The sequence below is a fragment of the Pseudoalteromonas sp. XMcav11-Q genome (genome assembly GCF_040104525.1).
Classification (GTDB): domain Bacteria; phylum Pseudomonadota; class Gammaproteobacteria; order Enterobacterales; family Alteromonadaceae; genus Pseudoalteromonas.
This window is the reverse complement of record NZ_JBECOX010000005.1, coordinates 188,292-205,635: the sequence shown is the minus strand read 5'-3', so window position 1 is coordinate 205,635 and position 17,344 is coordinate 188,292. Positions and strand designations below refer to the sequence as shown.

Sequence of the window (17,344 nt, the reverse complement as noted above, 5' to 3'; positions counted from 1 at the left end):
AGGTGAGGTTACATGTATCATTTCAGATCACTCAGTACTTTTGATAAGTACTCTCCGTAGATAGTATTCTCATATTTAACACTAGCACTCTCAAGCATGGATGCTGGAATCCAACCTTTTTGAAAAGCAATTTCCTCAAGACATGCTATTTTAAATCCTTGCCGTTTTTCAATGGATTGTATGAAGACAGATGCTTCCATCAAACTTTCACTAGTACCCATATCTAACCATGCATAACCTCGACCTAACACTTCTACAGACAATTCATTTCTATCGATATAAACATTTAGTAAGTCCGTGATTTCTAACTCACCACGCGCAGAGGTATTAAGTTGTTTAACATGGTCAATAGCATTTTTATTAAACATGTATAATCCGGTTGCGACTGTGTTCGATTTAGGTTCCGTTGGCTTTTCTTCAATTGAGTCAACTTGGTTGAATTGGTTGTATGATATTACCCCAAAACTACTTGGGTTTTTAACCTCATATGCAAAAGCGGTAGCTTTATCGAAACTTGCTTTTGCATTTTTTAATCGGGGTGTGAGTCCTGGACCGAAAAAGAAGTTGTCTCCTAGTATTAGACAAAAAGCTGAGTCACTTAGAAATGCACTAGCTTGCTTTATTCCGTCAGAAATACCAGCCGCTCTGGACTGATTTATATACTCAATTTTTAAACCTAGATTGGAACCATCGCCTAGTAATCGTTCGAATGCAGGACGATCAATCTCGCGGCATACAATACCAATCTCCCTAATTTCAGCCAGCATTAGCACTGAGATTGGATAAAATATCATCGGCTTATCGAACACTGGCAAGAGATGTTTATTAATACCTAGGGTGACAGGAAACATGCGAGAGCCAGTCCCCCCGGCCAAAACTAATCCTTTCATACTGAATCCCTATCAAGGTGTAAAATATTACCATTCAGCTCAGTCTGTTTGACTATTTGATGCCACTTAATAAGAGATTTATACCAATCTAGAGTAATTGTATCTGGGGTATCCTCCAATTCCCCACTTGCCAACTTAGTTATAATTTCTTCTACACCAAAGCTGATACTATATTTGGGTTGCCACCCAAGGACTCTTTGGATCTTATTAAAGTTGACTTCATAGCTGCGTTGGTCTGGGTCTCCATACCACTTTATACTCACTTTAGTTTTAAAAATATTCTCAGCAACTTTGCAAACGCTATCTGCGAGCTCATAAAGTTGGTAGTTTTGTTCATTACCGCCAACATTGAAGATTTCACCATTAATTAATTCTGTTGGGGTATCTAGCAATAAACACATCAATTCTGAGGTATCTTTCACATGAAGCATGGGACGTTTTTGGGTACCATCTCGCATTAAGGGGAGATAGCCATTCTTAAATACCCCAAGTGCCATACCATTAACAGCTAAATCAAAACGCATTCTAGGGCTAAAGCCGAATAACGTTGCTTGACGTAGTACTGTCACACAAAAAGAAGAATCAGCTAAAGTTAGCACATCCGCTTCAGCCCGTTCATTTGCTATAGCATATGTAGTTAGTGCATTTGTTTTGGATGTTTCATCGACCTGGGCTTCTTGGTATCCGTAGATACTGCAACTTGATGGTAAAATGTATTGCTTGACACCTTGTTGTTTGGCCAGTTTAGCGGTGTTAGCTCTAGCCTTGTGATTTATATCAAAAGTAATATTTTGAAATAATTCACCACTGGGATCATTTGAGAGAGCAACTAGATCTATTACAACATCTATATCGGTGAACACATCGGCAGTAAGTATGCGGCAATCAAGTTTTAGTTTAGACAAACGCTCATGCTGAGGTAGCCGATCGCCAAAATAAAATCGATCTATTGCAGTTACTTTACAACCCTGTTCAAGCAATAGTTGGACTAGTACGCTACCAACATAGCCTGATGCGCCTGTAACTAGTACATTTTTCATATTTTATGCTCGAGTAAGTTTATTGTTTAACATTAGCAAAATTTGTGCCGCTAATAAATTTTTTGTTCTACATGTTGGTTGATTTTTGTGATATCAGGTCGGGTGAGTAACGCCTTTAGTAGCTGTTCGAATGTAAAATCAGTTTTGTAGTTGAAGAATTCGAACAACTTGTTGAGCATTTTATAGTCATCAGGTTCGTCTAAAGTGATTCGGTAATGGCTAAAGTCTTGAGTGGCGCTAATGTTATAGACTTGAATATTTTTGAATTTTGCCATACCGAGGGTTACGTGTTCTCTATCAGGCCTATTGCTTGCTTTTTGGTGAGTCAGTTTTAAGAGTGAAAATGAGAATACACAAGTGTCTAGCCCTCTTGGAAATCCAGAGTGAGGACCAAGAGAGACCATGTCGTGGTCATTGGCTTTAAATTTATTTATTGCTGCTAATACTAAGTTTATATCGATGAAAGGACAGTCACTTGTCAGCCTAACGATGACATCGTTATCTGTTGCCCCAAATGACTCTGCAGCTTCGTAGTAGCGGGAGAGTACATCCTCTGTTGAACCTTTGTAAAATTTGATCTTGTTTTTTATGCACACCTCAATTATTGGAGTTTCGGAACCATCATTTGTAGTGGCTACAATGATATTTTCCTGTAGCAGTGATAAGCGCTTTAGCATGGTTTCTAACACTGACTGAGTTCCAAAAGGCAGCAATACTTTACCTGGAAGACGGCTAGATGTCATTCTGGCTTGAATTATGACAAATAATTTACTCATCAAGTGATAATTTTCTTGGACTTAATTCCTTGAAACGATAGCATATTAAGGCGAGCTGTAAAGCTTTGTTGATATCAGCCGATATCCTTAAAAGCAAAAATCAGAATAATTGATTGAAACTTTAACAAACGAAATGTCGGAGGATAAATTTGTTTGAGCAAAAATTGAGAATCCACGACAAGGTCATTGGACATGATTCTCCCTGCTATATTATCGCAGAGATGTCGGCGAACCATGGGCAGTGCTTAATCAAAGCGAAAGAACTAGTGCATGCGGCATATGAATCCGGCGCTGATGCAATAAAATTGCAAACCTATACAGCAGACACCTTAACAATGGACTGCAAACTGCCGCATTTTGAAGCCACGGGACCTTGGAAAGGTCAGTATCTTCACGATTTATACAAAACAGCTTACATGCCATGGGATTTTCATGCTGAGCTTTTCGAGCTAGCTGCTAAACTTAGCTTGACGTGTTTCTCATCGCCGTTCGATAAAACCGCGGTAGATTTGTTAAGTCAGTTAGATGCGCCTGCATATAAAATCGCTTCGCCAGAATTGATCGATCACCAGCTTATCCGAGATGTCGCTGCAACAGGTAAGCCTGTAATTATATCTACCGGGGGCGCGACGCTACCAGAAATAGCTGAGGCTGTGAAAGTAGCTGAAGAGGCGGGTGTAACTGAGCTTGGGCTGATGAAATGTACGAGTACCTACCCAGCCCCTGCTGAGACGATAAATTTACGCACAATTCCACATATGAGAGAAGCATTTAAATGTCCTGTGGGGTTATCCGATCATACGCTTGGCAATGATGTACCTTTGGCATCAGTTGCGGTAGGGGCATGCATGATTGAAAAGCACTTTGTGCTCGATAAAAGTGACAACACCGCGGATAGCTTTTTTTCAATGACACCAGATGAATTGAAGGCGCTAGTCCATGGCGTTAGACAGATTGAAAAGGCGATGGGTGAGGTTAATTATCCTACTGAAGCGTCAAAAGCTCGTCGCTGTGTCTACATTATAAAAGATATTAAATCAGGTGAGCGCCTGACTGCCGAACATTTAAGGCAGATGCGACCCGGCGGCGGTGAAATCATGCCAAAAGAGTTACCGAGCTTAATAGGTCGGTCAGTGAATAGAAATCTGCGCTGTGGTGAGCAGCTAGCATGGAGTGATTTATTGTGAGCAAAACAAGAGCTGAGCTAATATATTCTATCCAACAGTTCTTATTAATAAGAGGCGTAATGGTAGATGATACTATCATCGAAAATCACAATTTTATTAGAGAAGGAAGCCTTGATTCGTTTGAAATATTAACTTTAATTATGCAATTGGAAAGTGAGCTGTGTATACCGATACCGATAGAGCTATTATTGGAGCAAGGTAATACAGAAATAGGGAAATTAGTAGACTCACTGGTTAAGCTTGTTAATGATCGCGATAAGAGTTGATACCTTATGTGGCCTTGGCCACTTTATGCGTTGTAAGTGGTTAGCGTTAGCGCTTCAAGATTGTAGCAAAGAGGTGATAGTTCTCGTCGATAAAGCCGTTCCCGAGCAGTTATCACTTGAGCTAAAGAGCAACATAAAAACTTTACCTTTTACACAAACACAAAAAGAAGATGCTCGCAATACTTTGAAGGTACTTTCTGAGATACAAGAGCCGGTTGAAAGCGTTATCGTAGACAGCTACCGTTTTGACTCAGAGTGGGAATTAGAAGCTGCGAAACAGATCCCTTCCATCATCGTAGTGGACGATTTAGAAAGAGCGCATAGTGCTAAGCTACTTATTGATAGCAAGTGGTGTGGTGATAAGACTGGTGAGCGCTACGCAAGCTCGCAGTATAAGCTACTAGGCCCTGATTTTGCTATGCTGTCACCGGCATATCAACACTGTACACATCAAGAGCGTAAGCCAAATCGTGTGATGTTTTCTCTTGGCGGTGGAGGGGATTGGTATAGTGTTTCTGACTGGATAGCCTTGTTGCTAAATATGGCACCGGAAATTGAAATTGACGTTATCTTAGGGCCGATGGCTGAGAGAGTAGAGGCGTTAACTCTGCTTGCGAATACGACTTCTCGATTGCAGCTAATTCGGCAACCGCCTTCTCTTGTGCCTTATTATCAAAGTTGTAGTCTATTTGTGGGAGCACTTGGTACTTCGCTTTATGAGCTGGCCGCAACCAAAACGCCAGCATTGACGTTTTCGATTGCTCCAAATCAAGACAATCAACAAAGCGCACTTGATGACTTAGGTCATTATTTTCATGTACCAGAGCTATTAACGCGAAAGGCTAGTGAGGTTGTCGCGTTAATTTTGACGTTAGTGAAGCAGTCTACGCGAATAATTAAAGCGCGAGAAATAGCGCCGATTAAGGTAGATGGCCGAGGGGCAATTCGAGTAGCAGAGTTTATTTTAGCGAACGATATTAAATCTTCTGTGACACAAAGAACTCTACATAGCCAAGAGGAACATGTATGCCAGCTAACCGCACAGGTGAAGATCCGTCAAGTCAACGACTCAGACGTAAATAGATACCTTGCAGCGAGAAATTTACCAGATAACACTTGGCGTATGACAATTACTTCTGGTATTGACGTGCTGGGGCATTATCAGTGGTGGTTTGCTAACAGTAGAGAGTCATTTGTGATGGAGTCTAACGGCAAACCGTTACTATACGTTTGGCATCAAATGCATAGTATTGAAGCGCAAGAATATCTGGTTGGTGGGTGGTTTGCAGCCTCTGATGAGGTGAACTTTGCCCACGCACAAATGGTTTTGGAGTGGCAACTCCGTGAAACCGCAGCTAAATATCCTAAAGCCATTTGGCTTGCGGTAATAAACAAAGAAAATAAGTTTGTGAATCTGCTCAACCAGCGTGCGGGATTCGTGTCTATCGAACATGATGAAAAGAAAATGCGCGTAACGCAACAGTTGTTTCCAAATGCATCGCTCTGCGAGTTTAATTATGTTGGTAAAGAGGTAAATACATGACAAAGAGTATTTACGAGTTATTCGAAGAAAATGTTAAACAGACTCCCAAGAAAGCAGCGGTTGTCTATCTAGATCAGCAAGTGAGCTATGAGGAGCTGAATCGACAGGTATTAAAGTTAAGTGCACACTTTGTACGGTCGGGCCTTACCCCGGATCAACGAGTGGGTGTATTTGCGCCTAATGGCATCGAATTTGTCGTAACACTACTCGCGATTGCTAAGCTGGGAATCGCAGCTGTGCCATTACCAATTAGCCTCAAAGGTAATGCATTAATAACAGCGCTGAAGAAAACGCCAGTTGCCATGGTCGTGGCATGGCCGACGATAAGTAAGATATTACTCGATGCCAATTTGATAGAGCCTAGTAACTTGGTAACTCTTGGTAAAGCAGTGAGTGAAGAGCTTAGTTGGGAAGCGGTTCAATCTTGTGAAAAATTAGATGACTTGCAACATGGTGTTGATCTTGATGCGCCGTTTATTTTGACGATGACCTCAGGCTCCACTGGGCAGCCGAAACCAATAGTGTTAAGCCAAGCATGTAAAATAAACCGCGCTATGGATGCGACTATCCAATATTACGGTTTGACCAAACAAGATGTGATCCTGGTAGCAACACCAATGTATCACTCTTTAGCACAAAGAGGAGTGCTAATGCCGTTAATGCTTGGCGCTACAACCGTTGTTATGCCCAAATTTAATCTTTCACAATGGCTAAGTGCGATTGAGCAGTATAAGGTCAGCTTTTTGTTTGCCGTAGCTGCTCAACTAGAAAGTTTGATTGCAAAAGGTACATCTGGTGCAGATTTAAGTTCTTTGAAATGTATCGTTTCATCATCTGCAGTGCTTGAAGGTACAACAAAAAAGCGTTTATTAGGGATGCTAAGTTGTCGCTTTCATGAGTGTTACGGCGCTTCAGAAGTGGGAGTGGTCACTGATTTTGCGGTTTCAGAAAATCCTGAGCAAAGTGGCAGTGTGGGCAAAGCACTGCCATTTGTCTCATTGAAAATTACGGATGACCAAGGGTGTGAAGTCGCAGCTGGCCAAGTAGGAGAGATATGCTGTAACACTTCTACCATTTTTGGTGGCTACCTAAAAATGCCTGAGCAAACTAGGGCGGCTTTTTATGTGGGAGGTTTCTTTAAAACCGGAGACTTAGGCTATGTGGATGAGCAAGGATACCTCTACTACGTCGGCCGTAAAAAAGAGGTGATTTCTAGCGGCGGGATCAATGTATTCCCTCAAGATATAGAGACAGTTGTCAAATCAATAGAAGGCGTAGAAGATTGTGTTGCGTTTGGGATAAAAGACGCGCAATTGGGCGAAATTGTAAAAGTGGTCATAGAGCAAAACCAAGACACCGACTTAATTCCTGTAATTAGAAAAGCGTGCTTGCAAGAGCTAACTGACTATCAACAGCCTAGATTTATAGAAAGAGTGGAAGCTTTACCGAGAAACCAGATGGGAAAAGTGCTTCGCAACGACGTTAAGACACAATTTAGTCAATAGAATGAATAACCTAAGCAGGCGAAGTCAACTACTTCACCTGCTGCCATGTACCACTTTCAGCAGAGCGCTTTGCGGCTTCAAATAAAGCCAAACCTTGCTTGGCTTGCTCAAACCCAAAAACGTACTCTGAACGGCTTGGTTGCTTGCTTAAGTGTAATTGGAGTGCTCCCGCAATATCGCTATATAAATTGGCAAAGGCCTCGACAAAACCGGTGGGGTGGCCTGGTTTCATCCGATTATATCGAAATTGATTCGCATACTGGCATTGGCCAGCCCTATCTAACACTTCCCGACGTCCATCATTATAGTTGAGTTCTAATTCATCAGGATTTAACTGAAACCAGCGAGCACTTCCTTTGGTGCCATACACGCGTACGGACAGACCATTTCTGTGACCAATTGCTGTTTTAGACATCCACATTGAACCAACGATACCATTTGGGTATTTCAAGAGCATATTAACGTCATCAACTAGCCCTTTGAACTCTGAGTGATTAGCAAATTGCGCGCAGGTGGCTTCAGGCTCGACTTCTAATAGATAGCTAGATAAATGGTGAAGGTGCACACCTAAATCGAGACAGATAGTGGGGACGTCGTAATCTTTTAAACGCCATGATTGAGGTTGGCTAGGCTTACCTGCGATATCTGGTGGGCGTTTAAAGCCTTCTTGGGGCATTTCAAGATGAATCTTTTGTATTTCTCCAAGCGCACCATTAGAAATGATATGCTTGAGCTCCCTCACCATAGCATAACCACTGTAGTGAAAGTTACTGCAAGAAAGTGTTTTTTGGGATCGTAACAAGCTTCAATTTCCTTCGCCTCAGCCAATCCACAAGTCAGCGACTTTTCACTAATAACGGCTAAATCCTTTTCCAATAATGCCGTTAACACCTCAGTGTGATGAGGGGTTGGTGTTAAAACAACAAAAGCGTCTACCGCGTTTTGCTCGGCTAAAATCAACTGCTTCCAGCAGTTATAGGTGCGCTCTGTACTTATATTCCATTGTTCAGCCGTGTGCTGATTGACCTTAGCGTCTCGGCTAAATGCACCAGCGACGACCTGAAACTTATTATCTAAATGTGCTGCAGAAAAATGTACATAGCCGACTGCAGAGTTATTACCTCCGCCAATAAAAGCCAGTTGCAATGGTCTATTATTCATAATCTTTCCTTTAGCTTTCATCACTGATGGTACACTCAAGATAAAGCGCTTCAATTGTGCTAATGATATACTCTTGTTGGGTTAAAGTGAGGGTTGGATACAAAGGTAAAGTGATTGCACTGTAGTAGTAGGATTCAGCTTCAGCGCAATAGCCTGCCTTAAAGCCTAAATTCTGATAATAGGGCTGCAGGTATATTGGAATATAATGAACATGCGCAAAAACCCCTTTATTCCGAAGCGCGCTGACCATAAAGTTATGCTGTTCAGGTGTACAACTTTCGAGTCGAATAACATATAAGTGATAGGCAGAAACTGAGCTTTCAGAGCACGCGAGAGGCGTGATCCCAATACTATCGGCAAATAGCGTATCGTAAGTGTTAGCAAGGTTATTTCGCTGCTTAACAAATGCATCGACCTTAGTAAGCTGTGCTATCCCTAAACTCGCGTGTAAATCCGTCATACGGTAGTTAAAGCCTAAATCTTGCTGTTGGTAGTACCAGACCCCATGGCTGGGTTCACTAAATTCGTCAGGATTTCCAGTAATACCATGACTGCGAAGCCTCGTCATCGTATTAGCCAGCGTTGGGTCGTTTGTCAGCGCAGCACCGCCCTCAGCCGAGGTAATTATTTTTACCGGATGAAAGCTAAAAACGCAGATATCGGAGTACTCACAACAACCCACCTTTTTATCATGATAGGAACCCCCAATAGCATGTGATGCGTCTTCAATTACTTTAAAACCATACTGCACAGCTAATTGATGGATGGCCTTCATATCGCATGATTGCCCTGCAAAATGCACCGGTATAACTACTTTGGGGAGTTGGTTTTGTTGCTTTGCTAGTGCTAGCTTGTCACTTAGCGCTTGAATGCTCATATTACCGGTACTGATTTCAATATCGACAAAATCGACACTCGCACCGCAATAAAGCGCACAATTAGATGAAGCAACAAATGAGTTTGGTGAGGTCCAGACAATATCACCTTTACCAACTTCAAGGGCGAGGCAGGCAATATGTAGTGCAGATGTTGCGCTGTTTACCGCAACGGCACAAACTGCGCCGGTATAACTGCAAAGTTTTTGCTCAAACTCTGGCACTTTAGGGCCTTGTGTCAACCAGTCCGATTGCAGTACTTCGATAACGGCGTCAATATCCGCTTGGTCTATTGATTGCTTTCCGTATGGGATCATAATAGTGCTTGCAGGTTAAACGCTTTTATCTCTTCCACGCTCATATAAACTGGGTTAGTCAGAGAGTTGTATTCAAATCCAGGTTGCACCGCTTTTCCTTGCTCACCAAGCGCATTAAGGTCAAAAGAATTACTTCTGCTACTAAACTTGATCCCCGGAGCAATAACAAAATGATCAGAAAATTCAAAGGTATCAAAACTTAAATCCTGAGGACACATTACTTCGTGAAGCTTTTCGCCAGGGCGTATCCCGATAATTTTTTGAGGTACATTGGGCGCCATTGCAGTTGCTAGGTCAACAATCCGAATCGATGGAATTTTTGGCACAAAGATTTCGCCGCCAAGCATACGCTCAAAATTCTTAAGTACGAAGTCAACGCCTTGCTGAAGACTAATCCAAAAGCGAGTCATATCTGCATGAGTAATAGGAATATGACCTTTCCCTTCATCAATAAACTTTTGGAATACCGGGACCACCGAACCTCTTGAGCAAACCACATTGCCATACCGAACAACAGAGAATCGAGTTTTATGTCCGCCAGCCATATTATTTGCGGCGACAAAAAGTTTATCCGACGCTAATTTTGTAGCGCCGTATAAGTTGATTGGATTAGCTGCTTTATCGGTAGAAAGTGCGATTACCTTTTCGACGTCATTATCTAAAGCGGCTTCAATCACATTTTCGGCACCATTTATATTGGTTTTGATACACTCCATTGGGTTGTATTCGGCAGCAGGCACTTGTTTTAACGCCGCTGCATGAATCACATAATCAACCCCTTGCATTGCTCGGCGCAGCCTGTCTTTGTCTCGTACATCGCCGATGAAGTAGCGCATACAACGTTGATTAAACTCTTGTTGCATTTCGAACTGTTTTAGCTCGTCGCGCGAAAATATGATGATTTTCTTTGGCTTATAACGATCTAACAATGTTTTGACATATTTTTTGCCAAAAGAGCCTGTGCCGCCGGTTATTAAAATGGTTTTATTATCAAACATAGGGTGTCCACCTACAGGTGCAATCAAAACTTTACAGTATCGGGTATCGAAACTGCTTTAGATATCTTATCGATACAATAAATTAGCTACTACTCAATACTTTATATCACTTCTATCGGTTTTGCAGTATTTATGCCAGCCATTGCAGGAAATTTAACGACTATGATGACTTTTTGCTCACAATAACGTAGATTTAAACTAATGATAGTGAATGGGGGTAAATATGAAAATCCAATCACAAAGTACTGCTTTTTTTAATCGCACGGAGCAAACTGCCAATAAACTCAATCAGCAACTGGCTTCTGGTAAGAAGGTTAATTCTGCTGCAGACGATGCTGCAGCCTTGCAGATCATTAACCGTTTGACGTCTCAGCAGGACGGCTACAGTCAATCCATTCGTAACGCATACGATGGTATCTCGTATTCGCAAACCGCTGACTCGGCATTATCTGGTGTGAATGATGCAGTTTCCCGGATTAGAGAATTATCGATTCAAGCCGGTAATGGGGCGCTGACAGATAGTGACCGTCAAGCATTGCAAGAGGAAGTGTCGCAGCTGCAAACGCAAATCAGTGAAACGTTTGAAAATACTACATTTGGCGGCGCACAAATTTTTGACGGTGAGCCTCGTAGTTTTCAGGTAGGTCCTGACGCTAATACCACTCAGTCGCTACAGCAGACTGATGGTGGTTTTGCCAATGCAATATTGAGTGTAGACATTTCGACGCAAGCGGGTGCCCAAGCTGCCATTGATGCGGCAGATACAGTCTCTGAAGATTTAAACAGCCAACGCGCTGGGCTTGGCGCATTTGAAAATGCGGTATCTAGTACGATTCGCTCTGCGAGTAACCAACGTGAGAACATCGCAGCGAGCCAAAGTCGAATTCAAGACACCGATTACGCGCAAGCGGTGAGCGATCAAGTCGCCAACGATATTTTATCGCAAGCGTCTATTGCTTTGCGTGGCCAAGCTAATCAGTCTGCATCATCGGTACTGGGTTTATTATAAATTAATACCAAAGTATTGATATAGAACAGCTCTAGTGGCGATTTTTTGGCGTTAATGTCAAAAAGTTGCCACTTAGGTATTGCATCCCCCTTAATCTCTCTTACAATCTAACTATTAAAGAATTTTAAGTAGATTGGTTCTCAAGCAATGGTCTTGATCTTAGATAACAACAACAAAAGAGCGATCGGATTAGGTGCGGCACTTAGTTTTGTCGGTCAAGCAAATGAAGTGCTGGCCGAAGAGCGTTATGAGCCCAAGATCCTTGATAACAATCAAGAACCAATTTTTGTGTTAGGCGCTTTGCAAAGCTTAACACACGAAGCGTTGATAAAATCTCATCCCGCCGTCCCGTTTTTATTAATAGGTGAAACGCTCAGGCCGCTACTTGCGTTACCGAATGTAATAGGGCTCATCACCGAACCCTTTGGGCAAGAAGTCACGATGCAATTGCTACATGACTGCCAGCAATACTTACGTATGCTTCCAAACAAAGAGAACAAGCTACAAAATAAGAGCTTTGATGGTTTAGTTGGGGAAACCGAAGCGGTTAAAAACGTTCGTTTCTTGATTTCTCAAGTGGCTAAAACCGACGCCAATGTCCTTATTTTGGGGGAATCGGGAACCGGTAAGGAAGTGGTTGCACGTAACGTACACTTATTGTCTAAACGTGCGCAGGGACCATTTGTGCCAGTTAACTGTGGTGCTATCCCTGGGGAGTTGTTAGAAAGCGAGCTTTTTGGTCATGAAAAAGGCGCGTTTACTGGCGCGATTTCAGCCAGGAAAGGGCGTTTTGAACTGGCGCAAGGAGGTACGCTTTTTCTCGATGAAATCGGTGATATGCCACTGCAAATGCAGGTGAAATTGTTACGAGTTTTGCAAGAGCGCACCTATGAACGAGTAGGGGGCACAAAGCCGATTCAGGCGGATGTTCGTGTGATTGCCGCGACGCACCGTAATCTTGAAACCATGATTGAAGACGGCAAGTTTCGCGAAGACTTATTTTATAGACTCAATGTATTCCCCATTGAAAACCCCTCTTTAAATGAGCGTGCGGAAGATATTGCGCTACTGCTAAAGGAACTAACACGTAGAGTAAATGAACAAACGGGCAATTCGGTTAAGTTTACCGATAGAGCCGTAGACAGCTTAAAGTCGCACGCTTGGCCTGGGAATATTCGAGAGCTTGCAAACCTTGTGGAACGAATGGTGATTATGTTCCCAGACAAGGTTGTCGATGTGACTGATTTACCACAAAAGTACCGCTATATAGAAGTCGAAGCGTTTGAGCCTGAATATCCAGAAGAACTATTAGAAAAAGATGCGTTCAATGAGCTATTTAGCGATGGCTTCAGTGACGATGAAGAGGATATGGTAGCAGAAGATTTTGCGCCGCAAGCACCGAATGTTGGCTTGCTGCCGGACGAGGGGATAGAGTTAAAAGAATATTTAGCAGAGCTTGAAATTGATTTGATCACTCAAGCTTTAGAGCGCTACGATTATGTGGTCGCTCGCGCGGCTGAAATCTTGGGCGTTCGCCGTACAACATTAGTTGAGAAGATGAAAAAGTATAATCTCAATCGTGACTGATAGTTTATCAATTACTACCTAACCTGAACTCGGGATAAGAAGTAAGTTAATCCACTAAAATCACTAAATTCAAAAGCGAAGTATCACTCTAGCCAGAAGTTATTTCTTAATACAAGGCAAATTTGTGCGTCAATAGCTGGCCTATTGCAAGCAAATTTAACGCAGTAGTAAGGGATAACAGCTGCTAGAGAACAAGTTGTTATTCCAAGTTCAGGTTACCTAATCAACTCAGCAAGGCCGCTTAATACGCGGCCTTGTGTTTTATTGTTTAAAGTCGAGTAAAATCCAAGTCTTGATAACTGGCAATAATGGTTTGTTTGCAAAAACAGTTATCGGCATGGTCGTTAACCATCCCGCAAGCTTGCATATGCGCATACACGGTCGTTGAGCCTAAAAACTTAAACCCACGTTTTTTTAAGTCCTTGGCAAATTTGTCGCTGAGTTCAGTGGTGGCGACGGCATCGTGTTTGTCACGCATGGAGTTGATAACAGGCTTGTAATTAACAAATTGCCACTGGTATTTTGCAAAGCTGCCAAACTCTTGCTGAATTTCAATAAATCGCTTAGCGTTGTTTATCGTTGCTGCGATTTTTGCGCGGTTTCTGATAATTCCGTCAAATGCTAATAGCTGCTCGACATCTTGCTCTGTCATCTGGCTCACTTTGTGTACATCAAAATCGTGGAATGCTTTTCTATAGCCTTCACGTTTTTTCAAAATGGTATACCAGCTTAAGCCAGCTTGTGCAGATTCCAATGTGATAAACTCAAACAAGCTCTGGTCATCCAGTACAGGTCTTCCCCATTCTTTATCATGGTATTCAACATAATCGGGTTTGCTCTCGTCCACCCAGCCGCATCGTATTGTCATTGTTGGCTCTCTTCTATCTAATTGTGAATATGAATAAGCTAAATGATTTACTACGCCAACTACTCATTGCGGCATCACATTTGGCTTTCAAAAACTCTAGCACAATGCTGTATATAAAAACAGTGTCAATAAATTGATATTGTTAAGTGTTGTGTAACTCTATGTTTTAAAAGGAATGTAAAGTTGGATCGTTTTTTGCTTTTATCCATTGAGTTTATTTTTAAGAGAGCGGAAAAATGGCATTAGCACATGTTATTAATCCACAATTTGTACCAACGACGAATCGCTACAATCCCTGTTTGCTGCAAGAAGCCTACGTCGGTGAATTAAGCGATCTTAGGCAGCAGGCGAGTTGGTTAAGTCATCTTGTTGATACTATGCCTGCGGGTGTCGTGGTACTTGATGGTCAAGGTATGATTGCCAAGGCGAATCAAATTGCGATGGATATGTTGGGTGAACCACTCGAAGGTGAAAAGTGGTTTAGCGTTATTCAGCGTTCATTTCGACCACAGCAGGACGATGGTCATGAAGTCTCTCTTAAAGATGGCAGAAGAATTAAGTTAGATATAACCGCGCTAACACCAGAACCTGGGCAACTCATTTTGATGACAGATCTCACCGAGACGCGCCGGCTCCAAAGTCGTGTTGCGCATATGCAAAGGTTAAGTGCGTTGGGAAAAATGGTTGCTTCATTGGCGCATCAAGTGCGTACGCCGTTATCGGCTGCGATGTTATATGGTGCAAATCTAGGTGCAGCTAATCTTCCTCCGGCTTCTCGAGAAAAGTTTCACGATAAGTTGATGTCTCGGTTAAAAGACTTAGAAAGCCAAGTTAATGACATGCTGTTGTTCGCTAAAAGCGGTGAACAACAAGTGGTTGAGCGAGTGTCAATGCAACAGTTATTGAGTGAAGTCAAAGCGGGTGCTGACGCTATGGTTGAGCTTAACCAAGCAAAGTTGGAAGCATTTTTACCCGAGCCAGATATCGAAATATTAGGTAATCGTACTGCGCTTGCAAGTGCGATCCAAAACCTGATCCACAACAGTATTCAAATAATTGGCAGTGCGGCACACATTGAACTTAATGCAGAGCGCGAGCCGTGTGGCGAGTATGTACGTATCTCAGTTGTTGATAATGGTCCTGGTATTGATGAAACCTTAGTCGACAAGTTGTTTGAACCATTTTTTACAACTAAGTCGCAGGGGACTGGGTTAGGACTTGCGGTGGTTAATTCGGTCGCTAACGCACACAAAGGGTTTGCACAGGCAGACAATATTGAAGGCAAGGGTGCGCGTTTTAGCTTGGTACTACCACTAATTGAGGCGGAGGAACTATGAGTAACAGAGTTTTAGTTGTTGAAGATGATGCTGGTTTAAGAGAAGCACTCATTGATACATTGCAGCTTTCAAATATCGAGTGCGTAGAAGCAAGTTGTGCGGAACAAGCCGTTTTATTGCTCAAGCAAGAAACCTTTTCTTTGGTGGTGAGTGACGTGCAAATGGGTGCCATGAGTGGGCTTGACTTGTTAAAGACCATTAAACTCAACTATCCCGAATTACCGGTATTGATGATGACAGCATACGCGACCATTGATGATGCGGTTGAAGCGATGAGATTGGGTGCCATCGACTATATGGCTAAGCCATTTGCGCCTGAAGTATTGCTCAATATGGTTGGACGTTATCTACCTGAGAAGGAAAAAGAGACAGATGGCCCCATTGTTGCCGATCCAAAGAGTATTAAACTACTTGAACTGGCTGCAAAAGTAGCTAAGTCGGATGCCAGCGTTATGGTACTTGGACCGAGCGGTTCAGGTAAAGAAGTGTTAGCTCGCTATATTCACGATAAATCCGACAGAGCAGATGAGCCCTTTATCGCAATTAACTGCGCTGCAATCCCAGAAAATATGCTCGAAGCGACCCTGTTTGGTTACGAGAAGGGGGCATTTACAGGTGCCATTCAGGCGTGTCCTGGAAAATTTGAGCAAGCACAAAAGGGAACGATTTTGCTTGATGAGATCACAGAGATGGATTTGGGATTACAAGCAAAATTACTTCGCGTGTTACAAGAGCGGGAAGTAGAGCGTTTAGGCAGTAGAAAAACCATTTCACTGGACGTCAGAGTGTTGGCAACCAGTAACCGCGATTTAAAAGAAGCGGTGGATGATGGGGTATTTAGAGAAGATTTATATTATCGCCTCAATGTTTTCCCGCTAGAGTGGTTGCCACTGAAGGACAGAGCGGGTGATATCGCTGTGTTAGCTGAGCATTTGTTGGTAAGACATACGCAAAAAGCAGGCAAGCCAACACCTATATTAAGCAGCGGTGCAAAGCGCAAGCTCAGTTCACACAGTTGGCCTGGAAACGTAAGAGAGCTAGACAACGTTATTCAACGTGCCCTGATTTTGTTCCAAGGTAATGAAATTCAAGAAGATGATATTTTTATCGAAAATTTCTCACCGATGGCTTTGATAGAGTCTGCACCACTTGTAAATCATGAAGCATCAGCTCTAATGGAGCGCTCTCAAGGTGAGGATGAGATCATTAGCTATAAGGATGAGTTACAGGATAAAGAACACCAAATTATTTTAGATACACTGGCAAAGTTTAATGGCAAACGTAAAGAGGTGGCGGAGGTATTGGGTATGAGTCCTCGCACACTTCGCTACAAGCTGGCAAAAATGCGAGATTTAGGGATTGCGCTACCCGCTTAACCTAAGTTAGCTGAGCTTAAAAACAATGAGTTAGCTCATTGCTTATCCAAACCTCAGGCTAAGCTTTATCTGTTAATTCAAATTTAATTAGGTGCCTATAAAGATCAGCAGATCTTAGGCGCCTAGTTTTCACTTCTATGCACTGCCAATTTTTCGACATGCTAAAAATGTTTCAACATACTGAAAATTAACGATTTTAAGTTGGCACGTTTTCTGCTTTATTACAGGTAACTAAGAGTTATTTTGAGTAAAGCATCATGAAAGTACAATCATCAGCGCTATTTCAAGAAATGCAGGCAATGGCTGCAGAAGCGACGAGAAACACACAGCCATCAGTGCAGCCGGTTAAGACGGCGGCATCTTCGTCGGCTCAGTTTGGCGATTTACTCTCAGACGCACTTAATACGGTTCATGGCTTACAACAAGAAGCGAAACAAAAAGTCACCGCTGTTGAAATGGGTGACAGAAGCGTTTCTCTTGCAGAAGCCATGATAGCGAAACAAAAATCGTCGGTCGCTTTTGAGGCAACAGTGCAAGTTCGTAATAAACTTGTAGAGGCCTATAAAGAAATCATGAGCATGCCAGTTTAATTGAGTGACTGTGGAGAGT

General features: G+C 42.5%; 17 protein-coding genes. 9 read left to right on the top strand and 8 right to left on the bottom strand.

Annotated elements, in window-relative coordinates; genetic code table 11:
- Positions 1 to 17: 17 nt before the first annotated feature.
- From ABMY45_RS10340 to ABMY45_RS10330, 3 genes are read right to left on the bottom strand one after another with little or no spacing between them, the layout of a single operon-like run.
- Positions 18 to 890 carry a sugar phosphate nucleotidyltransferase gene (locus ABMY45_RS10340; protein WP_349288848.1) on the bottom strand — a complete coding sequence of 291 codons (873 nt, stop codon included), beginning with the start codon at positions 888 to 890 and terminating at the stop codon, positions 18 to 20.
- Positions 887 to 1,930, bottom strand: a complete 1,044-nt coding sequence (locus ABMY45_RS10335; RefSeq protein ID WP_349288847.1) for an SDR family oxidoreductase — start codon at positions 1,928 to 1,930, stop codon at positions 887 to 889. Before ABMY45_RS10335 ends, ABMY45_RS10340 begins: the two co-directional genes overlap by 4 nt.
- Before the next feature lie 50 nt (positions 1,931 to 1,980).
- Positions 1,981 to 2,706: a glycosyltransferase family protein gene (locus ABMY45_RS10330; protein WP_102056474.1), complete on the bottom strand. Its 726-nt coding sequence runs from the start codon at positions 2,704 to 2,706 to the stop codon at positions 1,981 to 1,983.
- A gap of 149 nt (positions 2,707 to 2,855) precedes the next feature.
- On the opposite strand from ABMY45_RS10330, the gene pseI reads away from it, so the two are divergent.
- The 4 genes from pseI to ABMY45_RS10310 are packed head-to-tail and all read left to right on the top strand — an operon-like array spanning position 2,856 to position 7,207.
- The gene (gene pseI / locus ABMY45_RS10325; protein ID WP_349288846.1) at positions 2,856 to 3,893 is read left to right on the top strand and encodes a pseudaminic acid synthase; all 1,038 of its coding nucleotides are present in this window, start codon (positions 2,856 to 2,858) and stop codon (positions 3,891 to 3,893) included.
- Positions 3,890 to 4,159 (top strand): hypothetical protein, encoded by a 270-nt coding sequence (locus ABMY45_RS10320; RefSeq protein WP_102056476.1) that lies wholly within the window; start codon positions 3,890 to 3,892, stop codon positions 4,157 to 4,159. The genes pseI and ABMY45_RS10320 overlap by 4 nt, the downstream gene beginning before the upstream one ends.
- Positions 4,140 to 5,702, top strand: a complete 1,563-nt coding sequence (locus ABMY45_RS10315; protein WP_349288845.1) for a pseudaminic acid biosynthesis protein PseG — start codon at positions 4,140 to 4,142, stop codon at positions 5,700 to 5,702. Before ABMY45_RS10320 ends, ABMY45_RS10315 begins: the two co-directional genes overlap by 20 nt.
- Positions 5,699 to 7,207 (top strand): class I adenylate-forming enzyme family protein, encoded by a 1,509-nt coding sequence (locus tag ABMY45_RS10310; protein WP_349288844.1) that lies wholly within the window; start codon positions 5,699 to 5,701, stop codon positions 7,205 to 7,207. The genes ABMY45_RS10315 and ABMY45_RS10310 overlap by 4 nt, the downstream gene beginning before the upstream one ends.
- Positions 7,208 to 7,235: 28 nt before the next feature.
- Here the strand turns inward: ABMY45_RS10310 and ABMY45_RS10305 are convergent, their stop codons facing one another.
- From ABMY45_RS10305 to pseB, 4 genes are read right to left on the bottom strand one after another with little or no spacing between them, the layout of a single operon-like run.
- The gene (locus ABMY45_RS10305; protein WP_349288843.1) at positions 7,236 to 7,952 is read right to left on the bottom strand and encodes a Gfo/Idh/MocA family oxidoreductase; all 717 of its coding nucleotides are present in this window, start codon (positions 7,950 to 7,952) and stop codon (positions 7,236 to 7,238) included.
- Positions 7,946 to 8,368, bottom strand: coding sequence for a Gfo/Idh/MocA family oxidoreductase (locus ABMY45_RS10300; RefSeq protein WP_349288842.1), 423 nt, complete (start codon positions 8,366 to 8,368; stop codon positions 7,946 to 7,948). The genes ABMY45_RS10305 and ABMY45_RS10300 overlap by 7 nt, the downstream gene beginning before the upstream one ends.
- A gap of 10 nt (positions 8,369 to 8,378) precedes the next feature.
- Positions 8,379 to 9,560 (bottom strand): UDP-4-amino-4,6-dideoxy-N-acetyl-beta-L-altrosamine transaminase, encoded by a 1,182-nt coding sequence (gene pseC, locus ABMY45_RS10295; protein ID WP_349288841.1) that lies wholly within the window; start codon positions 9,558 to 9,560, stop codon positions 8,379 to 8,381.
- Positions 9,557 to 10,558: a UDP-N-acetylglucosamine 4,6-dehydratase (inverting) gene (pseB, locus tag ABMY45_RS10290; RefSeq protein ID WP_017218048.1), complete on the bottom strand. Its 1,002-nt coding sequence runs from the start codon at positions 10,556 to 10,558 to the stop codon at positions 9,557 to 9,559. Before pseB ends, pseC begins: the two co-directional genes overlap by 4 nt.
- Positions 10,559 to 10,781: 223 nt before the next feature.
- Here pseB and ABMY45_RS10285 point away from each other — a divergent pair, with 223 nt between their 5' ends.
- The gene (locus ABMY45_RS10285) at positions 10,782 to 11,567 is read left to right on the top strand and encodes a flagellin (protein WP_017218047.1); all 786 of its coding nucleotides are present in this window, start codon (positions 10,782 to 10,784) and stop codon (positions 11,565 to 11,567) included.
- A gap of 147 nt (positions 11,568 to 11,714) precedes the next feature.
- Positions 11,715 to 13,154, top strand: coding sequence for a sigma-54 dependent transcriptional regulator (locus ABMY45_RS10280; RefSeq protein ID WP_206471581.1), 1,440 nt, complete (start codon positions 11,715 to 11,717; stop codon positions 13,152 to 13,154).
- A gap of 268 nt (positions 13,155 to 13,422) precedes the next feature.
- Here ABMY45_RS10280 and ABMY45_RS10275 read toward each other — a convergent pair whose 3' ends face one another.
- Positions 13,423 to 14,022, bottom strand: coding sequence for a DNA-3-methyladenine glycosylase I (locus ABMY45_RS10275; protein ID WP_227387247.1), 600 nt, complete (start codon positions 14,020 to 14,022; stop codon positions 13,423 to 13,425).
- A gap of 236 nt (positions 14,023 to 14,258) precedes the next feature.
- Here ABMY45_RS10275 and ABMY45_RS10270 point away from each other — a divergent pair, with 236 nt between their 5' ends.
- From ABMY45_RS10270 to fliE, 3 genes are all read left to right on the top strand, one after another.
- Complete coding sequence (locus ABMY45_RS10270) at positions 14,259 to 15,359, top strand: ATP-binding protein (protein ID WP_017218044.1); 1,101 nt, start codon at positions 14,259 to 14,261, stop codon at positions 15,357 to 15,359.
- The gene (locus ABMY45_RS10265; protein WP_237116910.1) at positions 15,356 to 16,735 is read left to right on the top strand and encodes a sigma-54 dependent transcriptional regulator; all 1,380 of its coding nucleotides are present in this window, start codon (positions 15,356 to 15,358) and stop codon (positions 16,733 to 16,735) included. Before ABMY45_RS10270 ends, ABMY45_RS10265 begins: the two co-directional genes overlap by 4 nt.
- Before the next feature lie 257 nt (positions 16,736 to 16,992).
- Complete coding sequence (gene fliE, locus ABMY45_RS10260) at positions 16,993 to 17,325, top strand: flagellar hook-basal body complex protein FliE (RefSeq protein ID WP_010369155.1); 333 nt, start codon at positions 16,993 to 16,995, stop codon at positions 17,323 to 17,325.
- Positions 17,326 to 17,344 lie beyond the last annotated feature (19 nt).